12 protein-coding genes are annotated in these 15444 nt (G+C 67.0%); 1 reads left to right on the top strand and 11 read right to left on the bottom strand.

What is annotated here, in order from left to right:
- Window positions 1–103: 103 nt before the first annotated feature.
- Genes AC0KUR_RS27150 through AC0KUR_RS27135 form a run of 4 tightly spaced genes read right to left on the bottom strand, consistent with a single transcriptional unit; the run spans window position 104 to window position 5696 of the window.
- A complete protein-coding gene (locus tag AC0KUR_RS27150; RefSeq protein ID WP_473376648.1) occupies window positions 104–1219 on the bottom strand; it encodes a Rieske 2Fe-2S domain-containing protein in 1116 nt (371 codons plus the stop codon).
- A 24-nt stretch (window positions 1220–1243) separates the two neighbouring features.
- On the bottom strand, window positions 1244–2944 hold the full coding sequence (locus tag AC0KUR_RS27145) for an NAD(P)/FAD-dependent oxidoreductase (protein WP_473376632.1): 1701 nt from the start codon (window positions 2942–2944) through the stop codon (window positions 1244–1246).
- A gap of 44 nt (window positions 2945–2988) precedes the next feature.
- Entirely contained in the window at window positions 2989–4029 is a 1041-nt protein-coding gene (locus tag AC0KUR_RS27140) for a monodechloroaminopyrrolnitrin synthase PrnB family protein (RefSeq protein WP_425551667.1), read from the bottom strand.
- Window positions 4030–4079: 50 nt separating this feature from the next.
- Window positions 4080–5696: a tryptophan halogenase family protein gene (locus AC0KUR_RS27135; RefSeq protein ID WP_473376631.1), complete on the bottom strand. Its 1617-nt coding sequence runs from the start codon at window positions 5694–5696 to the stop codon at window positions 4080–4082.
- A gap of 781 nt (window positions 5697–6477) precedes the next feature.
- On the opposite strand from AC0KUR_RS27135, the gene AC0KUR_RS27130 reads away from it, so the two are divergent.
- A complete protein-coding gene (locus tag AC0KUR_RS27130) occupies window positions 6478–7080 on the top strand; it encodes a LysE family translocator (protein ID WP_473376630.1) in 603 nt (200 codons plus the stop codon).
- A gap of 147 nt (window positions 7081–7227) precedes the next feature.
- On the opposite strand, the gene AC0KUR_RS27125 is transcribed toward AC0KUR_RS27130, so the two are convergent.
- From AC0KUR_RS27125 to AC0KUR_RS27095, 7 genes are all read right to left on the bottom strand, one after another.
- Window positions 7228–8073: an IclR family transcriptional regulator gene (locus AC0KUR_RS27125; protein ID WP_226104030.1), complete on the bottom strand. Its 846-nt coding sequence runs from the start codon at window positions 8071–8073 to the stop codon at window positions 7228–7230.
- Window positions 8074–8172: 99 nt separating this feature from the next.
- Window positions 8173–8499: an H-NS histone family protein gene (locus AC0KUR_RS27120; RefSeq protein ID WP_034190970.1), complete on the bottom strand. Its 327-nt coding sequence runs from the start codon at window positions 8497–8499 to the stop codon at window positions 8173–8175.
- 92 nt (window positions 8500–8591) lie between these two features.
- The gene (locus tag AC0KUR_RS27115; RefSeq protein ID WP_063851158.1) at window positions 8592–9887 is read right to left on the bottom strand and encodes a polysaccharide pyruvyl transferase family protein; all 1296 of its coding nucleotides are present in this window, start codon (window positions 9885–9887) and stop codon (window positions 8592–8594) included.
- A gap of 45 nt (window positions 9888–9932) precedes the next feature.
- Window positions 9933–11150 (bottom strand): glycosyltransferase, encoded by a 1218-nt coding sequence (locus tag AC0KUR_RS27110; RefSeq protein WP_473376629.1) that lies wholly within the window; start codon window positions 11148–11150, stop codon window positions 9933–9935.
- Window positions 11147–13477: a DUF4838 domain-containing protein gene (locus AC0KUR_RS27105; protein ID WP_473376628.1), complete on the bottom strand. Its 2331-nt coding sequence runs from the start codon at window positions 13475–13477 to the stop codon at window positions 11147–11149. The genes AC0KUR_RS27110 and AC0KUR_RS27105 overlap by 4 nt, the downstream gene beginning before the upstream one ends.
- On the bottom strand, window positions 13474–14304 hold the full coding sequence (locus tag AC0KUR_RS27100) for a glycosyltransferase family 2 protein (RefSeq protein ID WP_034190967.1): 831 nt from the start codon (window positions 14302–14304) through the stop codon (window positions 13474–13476). The genes AC0KUR_RS27105 and AC0KUR_RS27100 overlap by 4 nt, the downstream gene beginning before the upstream one ends.
- Before the next feature lie 67 nt (window positions 14305–14371).
- Complete coding sequence (locus AC0KUR_RS27095; protein WP_049036126.1) at window positions 14372–15442, bottom strand: glycosyltransferase family 4 protein; 1071 nt, start codon at window positions 15440–15442, stop codon at window positions 14372–14374.
- Between the last annotated feature and the right edge of the window lie 2 nt (window positions 15443–15444).

Here is a 15444-nt window from a genome sequence, read left to right as displayed (position 1 = left end):
ACGGCTTCGCTGCGTGCAGGCGCGCACGGCGTTGATGACAAAACCGTAATCAGCCGGTCAGCGTGGCGAGATCTTCTTCGCGACGCGGCCGAACCCGGTCCGGCTAGAGCCGCCGGCTCGCGTATTGCCACTCGCTTGCGCCGGCGCGGTCGACCCAGCCGCGGTAGAACGCGCGGTACTTCAGCACGAGCTTGTCGTACTTGCTGTACGCGCCGCCGCCGTCCGGCTTCATCCCGTTCCAGATCTTGACGTCGTACCCCGCGGCCTGCCGGGTCTGGAGCCCGAACAGCACGTAGTCGGTCGCGCGACGCAGGAGGCCGCCCGCCTTCCGGATCGAGATGAGCATGTGCATGACGTTCTTGCCGTCGCTCACCGGCGTCACGCACTGCAGCAGCTTGTATTTGACGTCTCCGTCCAGCGCGACGGTCATCACGCACCCGCCGGGGTAGCCGTCGAAGTGCAGGTTCATCTGCGACATGTTCATGCCGAGCGCGCGCGACAGCATGCCGAAAGGCCCGAAGTACCGGTCCACGGTGAAATCGATCCCGGCACCGAACCACGCGCCCGCCCGTGCCAGCGACTCGACCTCCGGCCACGGGCGCCAATCGTCGAAGAGTTTGAGCTCGAAGGCCGATATCGGCAGCGCGTGGACGGGCGCCGCGTGCTGCGCGTCGTAGAAATTCTCGACGATCCGCAACACCGCGGTCGTCGTCTCGAACGCGAAGTGCAGGTGCATGAAGTCGCCGTTGTCGACGTCGGCCGCGGCGATTTCGGGCAGCGGATGCAGCGGCTGCGCGGAGCCGTACCAGACCCACACGTAGCCGTACCGCTCGGCCGTGACCCACGTCGGCTGGCGCGCCCCGCGCGGGACCGGCTCCAGGCGGCACACCGCCGGGCTGTGGCCGGGGATATGCACGCACTGGCCGTGCTCGTCGTACCGCCAGTGGTGAAACGGGCACCGGATGCACCCGTCCTCGACCTGCCCGTCGGCCAGGTTCGCGCCAAGGTGCGCGCAGTGGCGGTCCATCACCACGGCCCGTCCCGACGCGCCGCGCCATGCGACGCACGGCTGGCCGAAGAGCGTCAACGCCGCCGGCTTGTCCTTGAGGTCGGCCGTGCGCATCGCGACGTACCAGCTCGCGGCCACGCGCGTGGTCGCGTCGTATGCCGCCGCCGGATGCGCGCCGGCACCCACCTGATTCAATTGAATGTCGTCGATCATTTCGATTCCGGGGTCGGGCGACTACTTCAGCGCCAGGCCGATGCGGGTCGTGACGTACGCCCTGAGCAGCGCGAACATCGGGTTGTAGTCGAAATACCTTTTCACCTCCGCCGGCGCGCTGGTCTGCGTCCAGTGCAGCAGCTTCATCGCCGGCAGCAGGCTGTACTTCGAGTTGTTGAGCTGCGGCCTGGCCCCGGTGATGCAGTATCCGAAGCCGAACATCGGCTTGGCGAACTCGCGTTCGTTGATGAGCGCGTGAATCCGCGCCGCGGCCTCCCCGGCCGGCTTGCGCCCGGCGCTCACGGCCTCGACCTCGGCCTTGGCGTCGTTGAACAACTGGTAGTACCCCTCCATGTCCGCGCACAGGAACCCGAGGTACGGCGCGTCGTCGTCGAGGCGATCGAGGTCGCGCTCGTCGCGCGACGCGCGGAACCGCGCGTGGGCTTGCACGAGCCGGAACTGGCCGAGGATCGTGCCGACCGCCCACAGCCTGTGGAACGCGTCCCACAGGCGAAAATCCGAGAACGCCGTGTAGCAGCAGCTGACGAAGTCGTCGTTGTGGTCCAGCAGCTTCTGCTGGAGCCGCTCGATGTACTCGAAGCGCTCGGGGGAGAAGTCGTCGTCGCGCAGCGCCTTGATCAACCGCGCCGCGAGCGCGTGGATGGTCACCGCGGTGTTCTCGAGCCCGCGGGAGAAAAGCGGATCGATGAACCCGTTCGCGTGCAGCATCAGGCAGTAGCGATCGCCGACGCACGCGCGCGACGAGAACTGCAGGCGGTCGGTCCTGACCCAGTCGCGCACCGGCACGGCGTCGCGGAACTGCGCCGCGATGCTCGGGAACCGCGCGAGGAATGCGTCGAATTCCTGCTGCGCGGGGATGTACGTTTTCGGGTGGACACGCGGGTCGAGCTGCAGGCCGACGCTCACCAGGTTGTTGGTCGACCGCGGGTGGTTGTTGAACGGAATCACCCAGAGCCAGCCGCCCTCGAACATGTGGTGCAAGGTCCCCTCGTGCCAACGCCAGCGCTGCCCCTTGACCTTGAAGATGTCGTCGAACGGCTTGACCCCGAGCATGTGCGTGTAGAGGCTGCGCGAATGCGTCTTGAAGCGGCACGGCTCTTCGCGCAGCGCGAACTTGGTCGCGAGCGGCGCGCGGGGCCCGCCGCAGTCGATCATGTACCGGCCGGTGAACCGTTCGCCCTGGGCGGTGGCCACCGCGACGCCGTCCTTGTCCGCGTGGTATTCCGTCACGGTCGTCTTCTGGCGGACCGTGCAGCCGTATTTGATCGCGGCTTGCAACAGGTAGGCGTCGACGTCCTGCCGGTAATAATGGCTCTCCGGCCCCCACGGCAGTTCGGGGATGACGCACTGCGTGAACTCCTTCGGATCGTGCTCCTCGCCGGGCTTGTGGAATACGAAGCCGAAGTTGCGCTTGATGCCCGTGCTCGATGCGACGTACCGCTGCGTCGCATAGAACGACGTGATGTGGTCAAGCTCCGGAATGCCGTAGCGATCGGCGATGATGCGGTTCATCAGGGACGTCTCGGGGATCGACGATTCGCCGATCGTGAACCGCGGGTGCGACGACTCCTCGATGATCAGCACGCGAAACCGTTGCCTGGCCAGGATGGCGCCCATCTGAGTGCCCGACATGCCCGAGCCGAGAATGATCACATCGAAGTGGTTGCTGTCGCGCCCGTTCGCGGGGCTCTGCTGAGTCATGGGGGCACACTCTCCTGGTGAGATGGAACACATGGCCGCGCGCGTCAGGCGCCGGATTCGTCGAGCGCGGCGCGCACGCGCGATCGCGCGGCACGCGTGAGCGTCAGCAGATCGCCGAGCATGCTGGGCGCGTACCCCCCGCTGCCGATCGACGGGCCGCTTTTACCGGCTTCGTATGCGCGCTCCGCCAATTTGACGTGAGGCGCCCGGAAGTGCAGCAGGACCTCGAATACGCGGTCGAGGGCCGCCAACCCGGCCGCGACGGGCTCGCCCCGCGCACGGGCCGCTTGCGCGTCGCCGAGCGCACGGTCGACGAGCGACGGCTGCCCGGCGAACCGCGCGTAGATCGCCCTGAATGCGGGCAGCACGTAGGGCAGGTACGTCTCCTTGAATTCCCGATACGCGTGGTGGTCCGATTGCGAACCCCACAGCACGTGCTCCAGCACGAAGAGCGGCATTTCGACGGCGCCGGGGCCGAGGTAGCTGCGGCCCCCCACTCGAATCGGTTCGTAGAACGGGCGAAGCTCGTCGTAGAAGACCTGCAGCGAGATGAAGCGGTACGCATAAACAATCGAGTCGACCATTTTCCGCAGAAAGGCCGCCAGCGCGTCGCACCCTTGCGCGAACGCGGGTGCCTGCAGCGGCACGTCGGACAGCTCGACGGTCAACGCGATGGCCGCCTCGAGCGCCGCCATCGAGAGGCGCACGCTCTCGAGCAGGTGCGCTTCGTCGCGCAGCCCGGTGTAGCTGCGCTGCGCGTCGGCCGCCGCCGGGTTCCAGACCGTCACGTGCAGGAGCGTCTCGCGCGGCGGCAGGCCGGTCGCGCACGCCAGGTCGAGCAGCACCGGCTCGAGCCCGGGCACCGCGTCCACCGGCTCGTGTCCGTGCCGCTTGAGCGACCCGAGGAAGAACCCGATATCCCGCATCGCGGCCGCGGCTTCGACGAAGCCCCAGCCCGCGGGCATGCCGCGCGCCGGAAGGAACGCGCGCAACAGGCCGACGATGCCGGGCACGTCCCGTTGACGGTTCAGGCCGGGCAGTTGCAGGACGAACGCCCGCGCCTGCAGCGGATCGCACGCCGCCACGGCGTCGTGCGTGGCCGCGATGGCGCTTACCCGGGCCAGGGTGCTGTCCACTACAGGATCTCCGGCGCCGCGAGCGTCGGCCCGGGCTGGCTGCGAGACAGCCCCGCGTGGCCCTCGCGCAGCGAGCGCAGGTAATCGTGGTTCGTCGGCAGGCTCTTTCGCAGATGCTCGGCCTCGCGCCGGATCCGGGCGAACATCGCCTCGGCCTTGTCGATCGACTCCGGCCGGTGCCGCAAGAGCGGCAGCGACCGGTCCGGCAACAGCCCCAGGCCGGCAAATATGCAGTAGTAGTTGCCGTTCAACCAGAAGTTCTTGAATTCGTAGTCGAAGGTGTCGTAGTACGTCGAATCGTCGAACGACGCGGTGGTCAGCGGCAGCCCCGCCTTGTAGCGTTCGACCTTCTCCTGGATGGCATCCGAGAGCCGCAGGTCGTGCCGGTTCGCGCGCCAGAACGGGGTGTCGTCGCGCGACGTGGTGAAATAGTGCGCCTGGACGAAATCCCGGCAGTCGTCGAACATGTAGACGATTTCGGCATTGAATGCGTCGGTCAACCGCGGGTCGAACGACGTGTCGGGGAAGTGCTTCACCAACTGGTAAAGCGCCGCGTAGATGAAGTAGATGCCCGTCGATTCCAGCGGCTCCAGGAAGCACGACGACAACCCGATGGAGACGCAGTTGTTGACCCACGCCCGCCGGTTGCGCCCGACCCGGAACTTGATCTGGTTGAGCGGCTGCTCGTCCGAGAGCCCCCAGAGGTCGAGGAAGTCGGCGGTGGCCTGGTCGCGCGACGTGAACTTGCTCGAGAACACGTAGCCGCTGCCGAACCGGCCCAGCATCGGGATCTTCCAGGTCCAGCCCGAGTTCATCGCGATCGCCGAGGTGTACGGCTCGATCCCCACGCGCGCGTCGTCGGCGGGCACCGCGCTCGCGACCGCGCTGTCGCACAGCAGGTAGTCGGACATGTCGATGAACGGCTCCTTCAGGGCCTGGTTGATCAGGAGTCCCCGCATGCCGGAGCAGTCGATGAACAGGTCCGCTTCCAGCGTCCGCCCCTCCTTGGTGGACAGGCTGGAGATATAGCCGCGATCGTCCAGGTGAACCTGCTCGACCTCGTCGACCACGCGCTTCACGCCGCGTTCGACGGCCCAGCGCTTCAGGAAGTCGGCCACCAGGTGCGCGTCGAAGTGCCACGCGTGGGACATCTGGCGGGTGCCGTCGGCCAGGCACGGTGCCAGCTTGGCGTCCAGCGCCTCGGTCTGCGGGTAGCAGGCGTACGCCATCGGCTGCTGGAAGCCCTGTTCGCGCTTGCGCAGCCAGTAGTGGGTAAGCGGCACGCCGTCGCAGTTCGGCACGTTGCCGAACAGATGATAGAAATGATCGCCGGGCGCGCGGTCGGGCGACTTCCGCCAGTTCACGAACCTGATGGCAGACTTGAACGCGCCATTCACCTCGGGCATCCACTCCCGCTCCGGTATTCCGAGAAAGTCGAAGAACACCTTCTGCAGACTCGGAATGGTCGCCTCGCCCACGCCGATCCGGGGAATCGCCGCGGATTCGACGAGCGTGATGTTCGCCTGCTGCTGGAGTGCCCGGACGAGGTACGAGGCGGACATCCAGCCCGCCGTGCCGCCGCCCACGATGACGATATTCCTGATCGGATTACTCATGACACGCTTCCCATGGGATCGAAAACCTGAATGGATAGTGCCGCCTTTTCGAATTGAACCGGCAAATTGTTCGGCAACGCGTCACAACATGACGCCACCCGTCATGACAAGTCAAATCGCAAAGACGCAGTGAATTGAAGCGAATTCAATCAACAATGCAAATCCCCATCGAATGCGGCGGCACACCGCGCAATGGATTCAGCCTCGGCAGATTGACTTGCCGATTCGACGATCGCCGTTAGTGCACGGCCATGATCAATTGCCCTGATTGCCAGCACGATTGATACGCCATGCACTTGACCGCTGCGGCACACCTTAACAGCGTTCAGGACGGCATGCCGAGAAAAATTTCATATCAATCTAAAGTTATCCAGAGAAATTCTAAATCCCGCAAAATATCGACGAAATGCTGCACAACGATCGATTTAATTTCTCAAACCAAATGAATTCTGTTTTTTATTTAAATCGCACAAACAAGCACCCCATTTTACAAAAAACGCGAAATGGCCGACCTAATTAACAGGAAAGAAATAAAGCCCTCTTCATTTCCAAAACAACGAAGTCGATCTTTTCGAATTTCGGCAGTTTTGATGCCGACCTGAAAATAATCCGACTCGTCGCCGGAGAAATTCGTCATCATGTGTCCGGGCAGACACGAAGACCATGCAATGAAAACGGGCACGTTCCCGAAAGAGCGGATCGCCTCTGCACTGAAGCATTCCAGCGGCGCCCCGGCTTCGGCCGGCCGCGAACCGCGACACCGACGAATCGAGGAGGCCGCGTGCCCATCCAGGAAGCGTTGCTGAAGATGTCGATGTACGTCTCGCTGGTGCTGATCGTGCCGGGGCCGACCAATACGTTGCTGCTGTCGTCCGGGCTGAAGGTCGGCCTGCGCGGTACCTGGCCGCTCGTGATCGCCGAGGCGCTCGGCTACGCGATCGCGATTTCCGTATGGGGATTCTTCCTGGCCGCGTTCGCTGCCGGCCGGCCCTGGCTGTATGACGTGGTCAAGCTCGCGAGCTCCGTCTACATCTTTTTCCTCGCGCTCAGGATGTGGACGCATAGCCGCGTGCTGCAGGACGTACCGATCGCGCCGGTGAGGTTTCGCGATGTGTGCGTCGCGACGACGATGAACCCGAAGGCGCTGCTGTTCTCGAGCACGCTGTTTCCGTTGGAGGCGTTCAGGTCGGCCCACTATTTCGCATGGACGCTCCTCGTCTTTCTGGTCGTGCTCGCGCCGATCGGCGTGGGCTGGTCGTCCCTCGGCGGACTCCTGACCTCGCAACGCGCGTGGGCCGCCCGAACGTCGACGCTGCTGCGCGGCGCCTCGCTCGTGCTGTTGATGTTCTCCGGCACGCTCGTGTACTCGGTCGTGAACCGCTGACCGCAGGCTGCCGATCGTCGCGACGCGTGAGCACACATCGCGCCGCGACATGACCGCGACCGCCCTGAGCGCGGCCTGGCGCAGAGCCGGCGCCGCTTCACGGTGAGTTCGCCCTCTCCGTCGGTACCCGGAACGATTCCCGCCGCCCTACGTGCATGCCGCGCCGCGCGCCGGCATGTCGACGGCCGATTGCATGAACCGCTGATCGACCGTCGCGGCGATGCGCTGCGCCGTTTCGTACAACGCCGCGCTGATCTGCTTGACCGACATCGCGCCCGCTTCCCCCGACAGCGCGAGGTACGGGCACGCGAGGATCGCGATGGCCGAACCCGACTTGTCGACGATCGGCGTCGCGATATCCGTGATGCCGGGAATGCGCGCATTGGGACGGCAGAGATAGCCGTCGACCAGATGGGACGGCAACGTGTCGTCACCGGGCGGCGGATTGCGCGACCCACCGGCGTGCCCGTCGGCCCGAGACAACCGGGCCCGCACGTCTTCGTCCTGAAAGGCCAGGTACATCTCGCCCGCCGCGCTGCCGTGCAGCGGCATGCGCGTGCCGACGCGGACCGCGATGTTCCATTCCGTCTCGGCGCCGGCCGTCGCGATGACGATCATCGTGTCGCCGTCGAATACCGCCAGGTAACACGACTGGACCGTCTGCAATGCGAACTGTTGCAACAGCGGCGTGACGAGCGCGCCCAGCGATCGGGTCGGTGCATGATGCTGCCCGAGAAAGTAAAGCTTCATGGTGAGCGCGTACCGGTCATAGCGATCCACCCGGTAGATGTAACCGCGATCCTCGAGCACCTGCATCATCCGGTACAGCTCGCTTCGGCTGCGTTTCAACGCGCGGCAGATGTCCGCCTGCGCCATGCCGTACTGGCGATCGATCAGCAGCTCGAGGATATCGAGGCCTTTCTCGAGCGCCGGGGCGCGATAGCTCGTCTTCTTCCTGGGTCCCGGGCTGTCCGGGGGAGCGACCGGGTCCATGTCGGGATTCCGCATATGCCGCATTGCCTCTAAATTCAGTTCGTTCGAGTCATGCCGGATCGACCGGCGTCGCGTCAGGACGCCGTTGCCGACCGACCGTCAGCGCGTTTCCGGCCACCATGGCTGCGGCGTTTCCCGGATCAGGTAGTCGTCGAGGTTCTTGCCCGCCAGCCACCGGGGACGTGCGCCCTTCCCCGACCACGAGCGGCCGGTGTTCGGGTCGTAGTATTTCGCCGGCGCCTTCTGTTGCCGCGCCTTGATGAAGCCCGCCGCGCGCAGCAGTTCGATTTCGGTGATGCTGAACTGCCGGACGTACTCGGCGATCTCCTTGAGTCGGGCCTGCTTCTCCTTCTGCCGGACTTCTTCGACGATCAGGTTCAGTTGACCCAGTTGCTGTTGCAGTTCGCGAATGGTGGGACTTTTCATTTGACAGGTTCAAGCGAGACTCGACAGGTTGCCGTTCGACCCCGCGCGGCACGGCGCGGCTTCGAACGGGGTAAAAATGGCGGAATACCCGCTCACGACGGCTGAATCGCGTGGATCACGCCGCGCAGGTTCCTGCACGACGCCTCCTTGACGCGCGGCAGCGCGGCATGCACCTGGTCGCGCAGCTGGGGAAGCTCCGACACGAAGCGGTCGAGCACCGCCGCCAGGCGCGTCGCGCGCATCGCTTCGTCAGGCTTCATCAGGAAGGTGTCCGGCAGCCCGAAATGACTGAAAAGGCCCTGGAACTTGTCCTGGTAGGTCAGCGCCGCGACGGGCACGCCCATGCCAAGACTGGCGATCGCGAGATGCATGCGGCCCGTCACCACGCCGTCGACCTGCCCCGAAATGGCCTTCAGCTCGGCCGCCGACATGCGGGTGCGCGGGTAGTACAGCCGGTCGCCCATCTTCTCGGTCAAGGCGTCGTGCAGTGGTTCGAGACAGGTATCGTCGCCGTCGCGGCCGCGATAGTCGTGAGACAGCAGCACGACGCTGACGCGATGCCGTGCCGCGAGCCCGTGAAGCGCCTCCTGCGCCGACGCGACGAGCGCCGCGATATCCGTGTCGCTGGCCCGGCGAATCAGCATCGGGTGCAAGTTGAAAGCGATCACGATGTCGCCGGCCGCGCGCCGCGATTCGACCCACGATGCCGTCCCCCTGACGCAATCCGACGCATGGTCCGGCTGAAGCATGAATGCGGAATCCGCCACCAGCTCGGCGGGCGCCGAACTGAAACGCCTGAATCGGTCGAGCGACACGCCGTCGCGCACATTGACCAGCAGCCGCGCGTCGATCTGGTCGAATGCATGCCTCAGTTGCCGGTACGGCTGGCGGTTGAAGCTGAAGCCGAGAATCGTGCCGGCCACGCCGCGCCGGACCAGCAGGTCCGCCGTCGCCAGCAACCGCAGCGACGTCATCGGCGAGTAGTAGCCGTCCATCACGTCCGCGCCGATGACGACCACCGCGCTGGGCTGCAATGCGGCCAGCCGCTCGACGGTGTCCATCAGGCGCCACGGCTCGCGCCAAGCGTCGACCGCCTGAAAGCCGAGCCGGGTCGCGGCGTCCGCCGCCTCCGGCGTGGCCGTGACGACCGACACCCGCAACGCGCCGTTCGCAACACGCAACCGCTCGACGACCGCGCGCAGCATCGCTTCGTCGCCTTTCGAGCCGACCAGCGTCCACGGGTCGCACGGCAGGACCAGCAGATGGGCGCCGGGCGCGGCGGCGTCGCTCGCGGCACGCCGTGCGGCCTCGCGACGCCATTGCAGCGTCAGTCGCGTGACGTACAGCCGCACGCGCAGCCGCTGCTTCAGATCGGCCAGTTTCGACATGTTCGATTCCCCTGGTTGGTTCGATGGTTTCGATGGATGCGTCCGTCACGCGTGCGCTGCAACCGGCCGCCGCCGGAGCGTCTCGCGCAGGACATCCAGCTGCGTTTCGTGCCAGGCCAGCGCGGCGGCACGTGCGGCGGCCCCCTGCGCGACACGCTGCGCGCGGTCCGTCGCGAGCCGGACGACCGCATCCGAGAAGCCCTGCGGATCGCCGTCCCGCACGACGGTCACACCGCGCAGGTCCTGTTCGCCTAGGCCGCGCGCGCCGGTCCGCGTGCTGACGATCGGCACGCCGAGCGCCATGCTCTCGAGCAGCTTGATGTTGATGCCGGTGCCGAGCAGCATCGGATTGATCGAGATCGGCGCGATCGCGAACGCGTCGCCCAGCTCGGCGACGGTGCCGCGCTTGACGAGGTGCGGACCGTCCGGCACGGCCGCCGCGATCGTGCCGGCGAGATGCAGGCGAAATGCCGGCAGCCGCGCCACGACATGCGGCAGGATCTCGTCGACGAAGTACTTCACGGCGTCGCGGTTCGGCTGGTTGTCGCTGCCGAGAAAGGTCGCGTCGGCATACCCGGCGCAGTCCACCTGCGGCGGAAACGCGAGCAGGTGACTGAGGACCGCGACCGACGGCGTGTCGCCGCCGCCGAGGCGTGCCGTCAGCGCGTCGCCCTCCTCGGCCTGGATCGCCAGCGCGACATGCGCACGGCGCAATCCGTCGCATTCCCGTTCCGGCGGAATCGAAAACATGTAGCGCTTCGCACCGGGGCGGCCGATGAACGGCACGTGCCGGTCCGCGAAGATGTCGTGCGTGTCGACGACCTTCACGACCGAATCGGGAAACGCATCGAGCGCACGCGAATAGAACACGTATTCGACGAACACGGCGTCGAACGCGTGGCGGTGCTGCAGCGCGCGCAACTGCGCGGAGAAGCTGTCGCTGAACAGCTCGTCGAGCCCCGTGTAATACGCATGCCGGCTGCCGGCCGCTTTCGCGGCGAGGCGACGCGCAAGCCACGCGACCCGCTTGAACCGATAGCGCGCCAGCGCCAGGCCCGCGCGACGCAATACCGACACGCGGTCCGCGTCGAACTCCTCGCGATGCGCGTCGAGATCCACGCCGCCCGTCTGGCGCGATTCCAGATAGACGAAATGCACATCGCAGCCGAGCGACCTCACCGCCCGCGCGAGATTCAGGACGCGACTGCGATTGCCCGCGTTGACGGGAAACAGCGGAATCGGCGAAACGATGGCGACTTTCATGAAGCGTTTCCTTGAAGCGGAGCGGGCGGCGGCGTGTCCTCCGGCGCACGGTGACGAATGGCGACGAACGCCCCCACGCGCACGGACTGTCCTCGCGCGAAGCCGACGCCGTGGACATAGATGCCTTTCTCGTGATCGGCGTCGTACCTGAACGGGCCGCCCGGCACGGGCAGCCACCGGAATCGCGCGTCGTCGAGCGTGCGCGCCGGCGTGTCGGTGCGCAGCGTCATCGGCGGGTACGCGCCGACGCGCACGGCGGCCGCGCCTGCCCCGCCGCCTTCCGGCACGCGCACCGATGCGTAGAGATCCCAGCGCCCGTCGCGCGGCAGCTTGTCGAGCTTGAGCTGGACCGCCCATGCGCCCGAATCGCCGCGCATCGCGATCGCGGCGCCGTCGAGCGAACCCGGATCGGCCACCAAACGCGCGCTGTCGTAGAGGTTCACGCGCGACACGTCGATCGCGCGCCAGTCGCCGTCGGCCAGACCCGCCACGAGCGGCGGCGCGACGACGGGATGCCGGTCGATATCGAGCAACGCGCCGAGTGCCGCGAGATTGCCGCTTTGCCGATACTGACGAATGCCTGCTGCCGCGATCGCCGCGTCGAGACGGGCGCGTCGCGCGCCGACGTCGAGGTCCCAGCCGTCCTTCGCGGCGCGCGCCGCGTAGCGCTCGCGCAGGGCCAGGATCACGAAATCGAGCGGCACGCGCGCCTGTCGCACGCGCGCGCCGCGCACGGCGTCGCCGTCGACGGCACGGGCGGCCGCGTCGAAATCGCGTTCCGCCTCGCGAACGAAGTCGTACGTGTACATCGACATGCCGACCGGCGTCTGCTCGGCGAGCACGTCGCCGCTCGCGCGCAGCGCCGCATGCATGCGGTCGATATAGCGCATGACGGCCGGGGCCGCCGCACCGTAGTAGGCGTCGCAATATTCGCGGACGAGCGCACGCGGGTCCGCCGTCGGCGTCCACAGCATCCGTGCGATCAGCCACACGCGCAGGCTCGCGAATTCGCCGCCGCGCGACTGCCAGTCGCCCTCCGCGAAGTAGCCGTCGACGTTCGGCAACGTGGCGAGCCACGCAATGCTGCGGCCGACCGGATAGAGATTCGGCGTCGGCTGCAGGTAGCCGCCGAAGTTCACGACGTGATCCCAGACGGTGACGTGCCGCGCGATCTGGTTCCATTGCTTCAGGCCGTCGCGCAGCCGCGCGTTGCGGTCCTCGTTCAGCGCGACGCTGTAGTCGACCTGGATCGTCATCGGATAGACGCGGACGTGATCCGGCACCTGCATGCCGTCCGGCGGCGTGAAGCCCCAGTGATAGGCCGGCATCGCGAAACGCGCGCCCGGCACCGCGGCCCGGACCTGCGCCGACACGTCCCGCACCATGTCGAGAAACGCGGCCGACAGCGCGCCGCCGTGCGTATCGGCGAACGCGCGACTCGCCTGATCCGGGTCCCAGCCCCAGTCCATGTCGCGGATGCCGAACCAGATGCGGCCCGGATCGGGCAAACGCTTCAGCCGCTTCACGATCTCGGCGGCCATGGTGGCGCGGACGTCGGCCGACATCATCGCGAGTTGCCCGCCCGCATACCAGGACGGGTGAGCGGCCGCGTAGCGGTCGCGCGGCACGAGCGTCCAGAAGTCGGCGTCGCCATCCCGCGCGAGCCAGCTGCGATCCCACATGTCGATCCCGGGCGGGGACGCGCGGTACGACGTCCCGTGCGACTCGCCGTTCAGCAGGTTATACGCGCGAAACGGCTTGTCCTCGCCTTCCGCACTCAATACCTCGCGATACGCGAAGCGCGGAACCTGCCGCACGGGTGTCGCGTCGACGCGAAGCTCGGCCTGCCTGGGCACTTCGGTGGCATCGGGCGCGAGCCACTTCACGCCCAGCTTGCGGTCGAGCCACCAGTACGCGCCGAACAGCGTGCCGCGCGGCGTCCCACCGGCGATGACGAGGTCGGCGCCGCTGCGGCAGACGACGAAGCCGTCGCTGCCGAGCCCCGCCGCGTTGGCCGGTCCGCATCGTTGCGCCGCGTGCTCGCCGCCGACGACGATCGCGGGTGTCCGGTCCTGGCCGTCGTCCGACACGGCGAACGACGCGCCGCTGATGCGCGACAGGTAGTCGGCAATCTCGTCGGCCGCGTGCCGTGTGACGGCATCCGCCGCACCGGCGCGCACGCCGTAGCGCGCGACGCCGTCCCGCGCGAGCAGCACGCGCGACGCCGGCGGCACGGGCTGCGCGCCATCCGCGCCGTGCATGACCAGCGCGTACAGCGCGGCGGCCACGGCACACCGGACGACGCGAGACGGACGGACTGGCGTCATTGCCGGGCGATCCGCGACACGCCGGGCGGCAACGACAACGGCACGTGGAATTTGCGATAGAACCGCCACAGGCTGCGCAGATGATGGCGTCCCGCACGGGAGACGGGGCTCGCCGCCGACTGCCGCTGATGCTCGTGCACGAGCGTGACGCCCGGCATGCCGAGCACGCGATAACCGGCAAGCCAGGTCCGTGCGCACAGATCGACATCCTCCATGTAGAGGAAATACGATTCGTCCATGCCGCCGAGCGACTCGAACAGGTCGCGTCGCACCACGAACCCCGTTCCCATCACCCATTCGGCGTCGAACGGGCTGCCGCACGACCAGGCATCGATCATCAGATGCCGAGCCATCCGCGCGCGGAAGCGGTTCGAGCGGCCGAGCGCGGTGCGGCGCGCCAGGATGTCGAGCCAGCTGTAGAACCGCCGTGCCGAATACTGGCGGCGACCGTCGGGATACTGCAGATCGAGCCCGACGAGCCCGGCCTCCGGGCGCGCGTCGAGCAGGTCCAGCACCCTGGCCAGCCCGTTCTCGCTGAAACGCGTATCGGGATTGACCACCAGCACGTAGTCGCGCCGGCAGGCGGCCATGCCGAAGTTCACACCCGACCCGAAACCGCGATTGCATGCGGCACGCAACAGCCTCACGCCGTGCGGCAGTTCGCGTCGCAACCGCGCATACGAGTCGTCCGGCGACGCATTCTCGACGACGACGATATCGTCGGCAAACGCGACGCGTAACGACGTCAATGACGCCACGCATCGTATCGTCAGGTCGGGCGTGCCGTAATTGACGACGATGACGCTGATTCTTCCTTCCGTTTCCATCGTGATACCCCGCGCCGTGATTGATGGTATCGGCCGGTTTGCCCGGCTCTGTTGATTGACGGGCGCGTCATGCCGACGCGCCGACCTGCTCGACGAGCCGCCAGAACTTGCTCGCCGATGCGTTCCAGTCGAACCGGTGGATCTGCTCCCGGCCCCGCGCGACGAGCGCGTCGCGCGATGCAGCCTCCGTGCCGAGCCGGCGCATCGCGACCGCGATGTCGACGACCGACAGCGGATTGACGAGCATCGCGGCGGCCCCTGCCACTTCCGGCATCGCCGACACGATCGACGTCAGCACGGGCACGTCGGACGCCATCGCCTCGAGAATCGGCAAGCCGAAACCTTCGTACTGCGATACGAACGCGACGAACAGCGCGCCGCGGTACAGCTTCGGCATCGCATCGTTCGGCAGGACCCCCGCGAACACGAGCCCGTCGGCGCACCGGTGCTGCGCGGCATGTGCAAGCAGCGCCGGGTCGGGTTCGCCGGTCAGCATCAGGCGCACGCCGAGCGGCAACAGCCCGCTCGCGCCGAACGCCTCGATCAGCCGGTGCAGGTTCTTGTAGTTGCGCCGGTTGCCTGGATACAGCACGTACGGAAATGGATAGCCGAGCGTGTCGCGATTGCGCCGGTACGCGTCGTCGGTGCCGTTGTGGATCGCGTGAACGCGCTCAGGCGGCATGCCCGACCAGCGCAGGAATTCGTCGCGCGTGAACTCGGACACGCAGACGATCGCCGTGCAACGCCGGTACAGCGGCCGGAGGATCGTGTCGTAGTAGAAGCGATGCGCGCGCGTATAGAAATGGCGATGCGTGAGGTCGTGCACGACGACGACCGACGGGAAATCGGGCAACGTGGCCGGAACGAACCCGGGATTCCAGAACACTGCGTTGCGGGCCGGCAGCCGCCGCAGCGCCCGGCTCAACGCCAGCGGCGACAACGGATGCGCGACACCGCCGCCGACCGTCAGCGGCGCGATGCGCACGGTCGACGGCGCACGCTCGGCATAGGCCGCCATCACGTTGTGGATGCCGGTGCCGACCGGCCAGCGCGTGTCGGTGTAGACCGTGAGCGGTGCGCGCTCGACGCGACCGGCGCGATCGGCGCTGTCCGTCGACGGGGAGAGGATCGTGCTCATCG

The sequence above is a fragment of the Burkholderia sp. YHN3-13 genome, from assembly GCF_055810675.1.
The sequence above is the reverse complement of the archived record's forward strand: the minus strand, read 5'-3'. Positions and strand labels throughout refer to the sequence as shown.

Coding starts and splice junctions, on each gene's coding strand:
- AC0KUR_RS27135 (WP_473376631.1), bottom strand. CDS start 5,696: ATGAGTAATCCGATCAGGAATATCGTCATCGTGGGCGGCGGCACGGCG.
- AC0KUR_RS27125 (WP_226104030.1), bottom strand. CDS start 8,073: ATGGACCCGGTCGCTCCCCCGGACAGCCCGGGACCCAGGAAGAAGACG.
- AC0KUR_RS27145 (WP_473376632.1), bottom strand. CDS start 2,944: ATGACTCAGCAGAGCCCCGCGAACGGGCGCGACAGCAACCACTTCGAT.
- AC0KUR_RS27105 (WP_473376628.1), bottom strand. CDS start 13,477: ATGACGCCAGTCCGTCCGTCTCGCGTCGTCCGGTGTGCCGTGGCCGCC.
- AC0KUR_RS27100 (WP_034190967.1), bottom strand. CDS start 14,304: ATGGAAACGGAAGGAAGAATCAGCGTCATCGTCGTCAATTACGGCACG.
- AC0KUR_RS27110 (WP_473376629.1), bottom strand. CDS start 11,150: ATGAAAGTCGCCATCGTTTCGCCGATTCCGCTGTTTCCCGTCAACGCG.
- AC0KUR_RS27095 (WP_049036126.1), bottom strand. CDS start 15,442: ATGAGCACGATCCTCTCCCCGTCGACGGACAGCGCCGATCGCGCCGGT.
- AC0KUR_RS27115 (WP_063851158.1), bottom strand. CDS start 9,887: ATGTCGAAACTGGCCGATCTGAAGCAGCGGCTGCGCGTGCGGCTGTAC.
- AC0KUR_RS27120 (WP_034190970.1), bottom strand. CDS start 8,499: ATGAAAAGTCCCACCATTCGCGAACTGCAACAGCAACTGGGTCAACTG.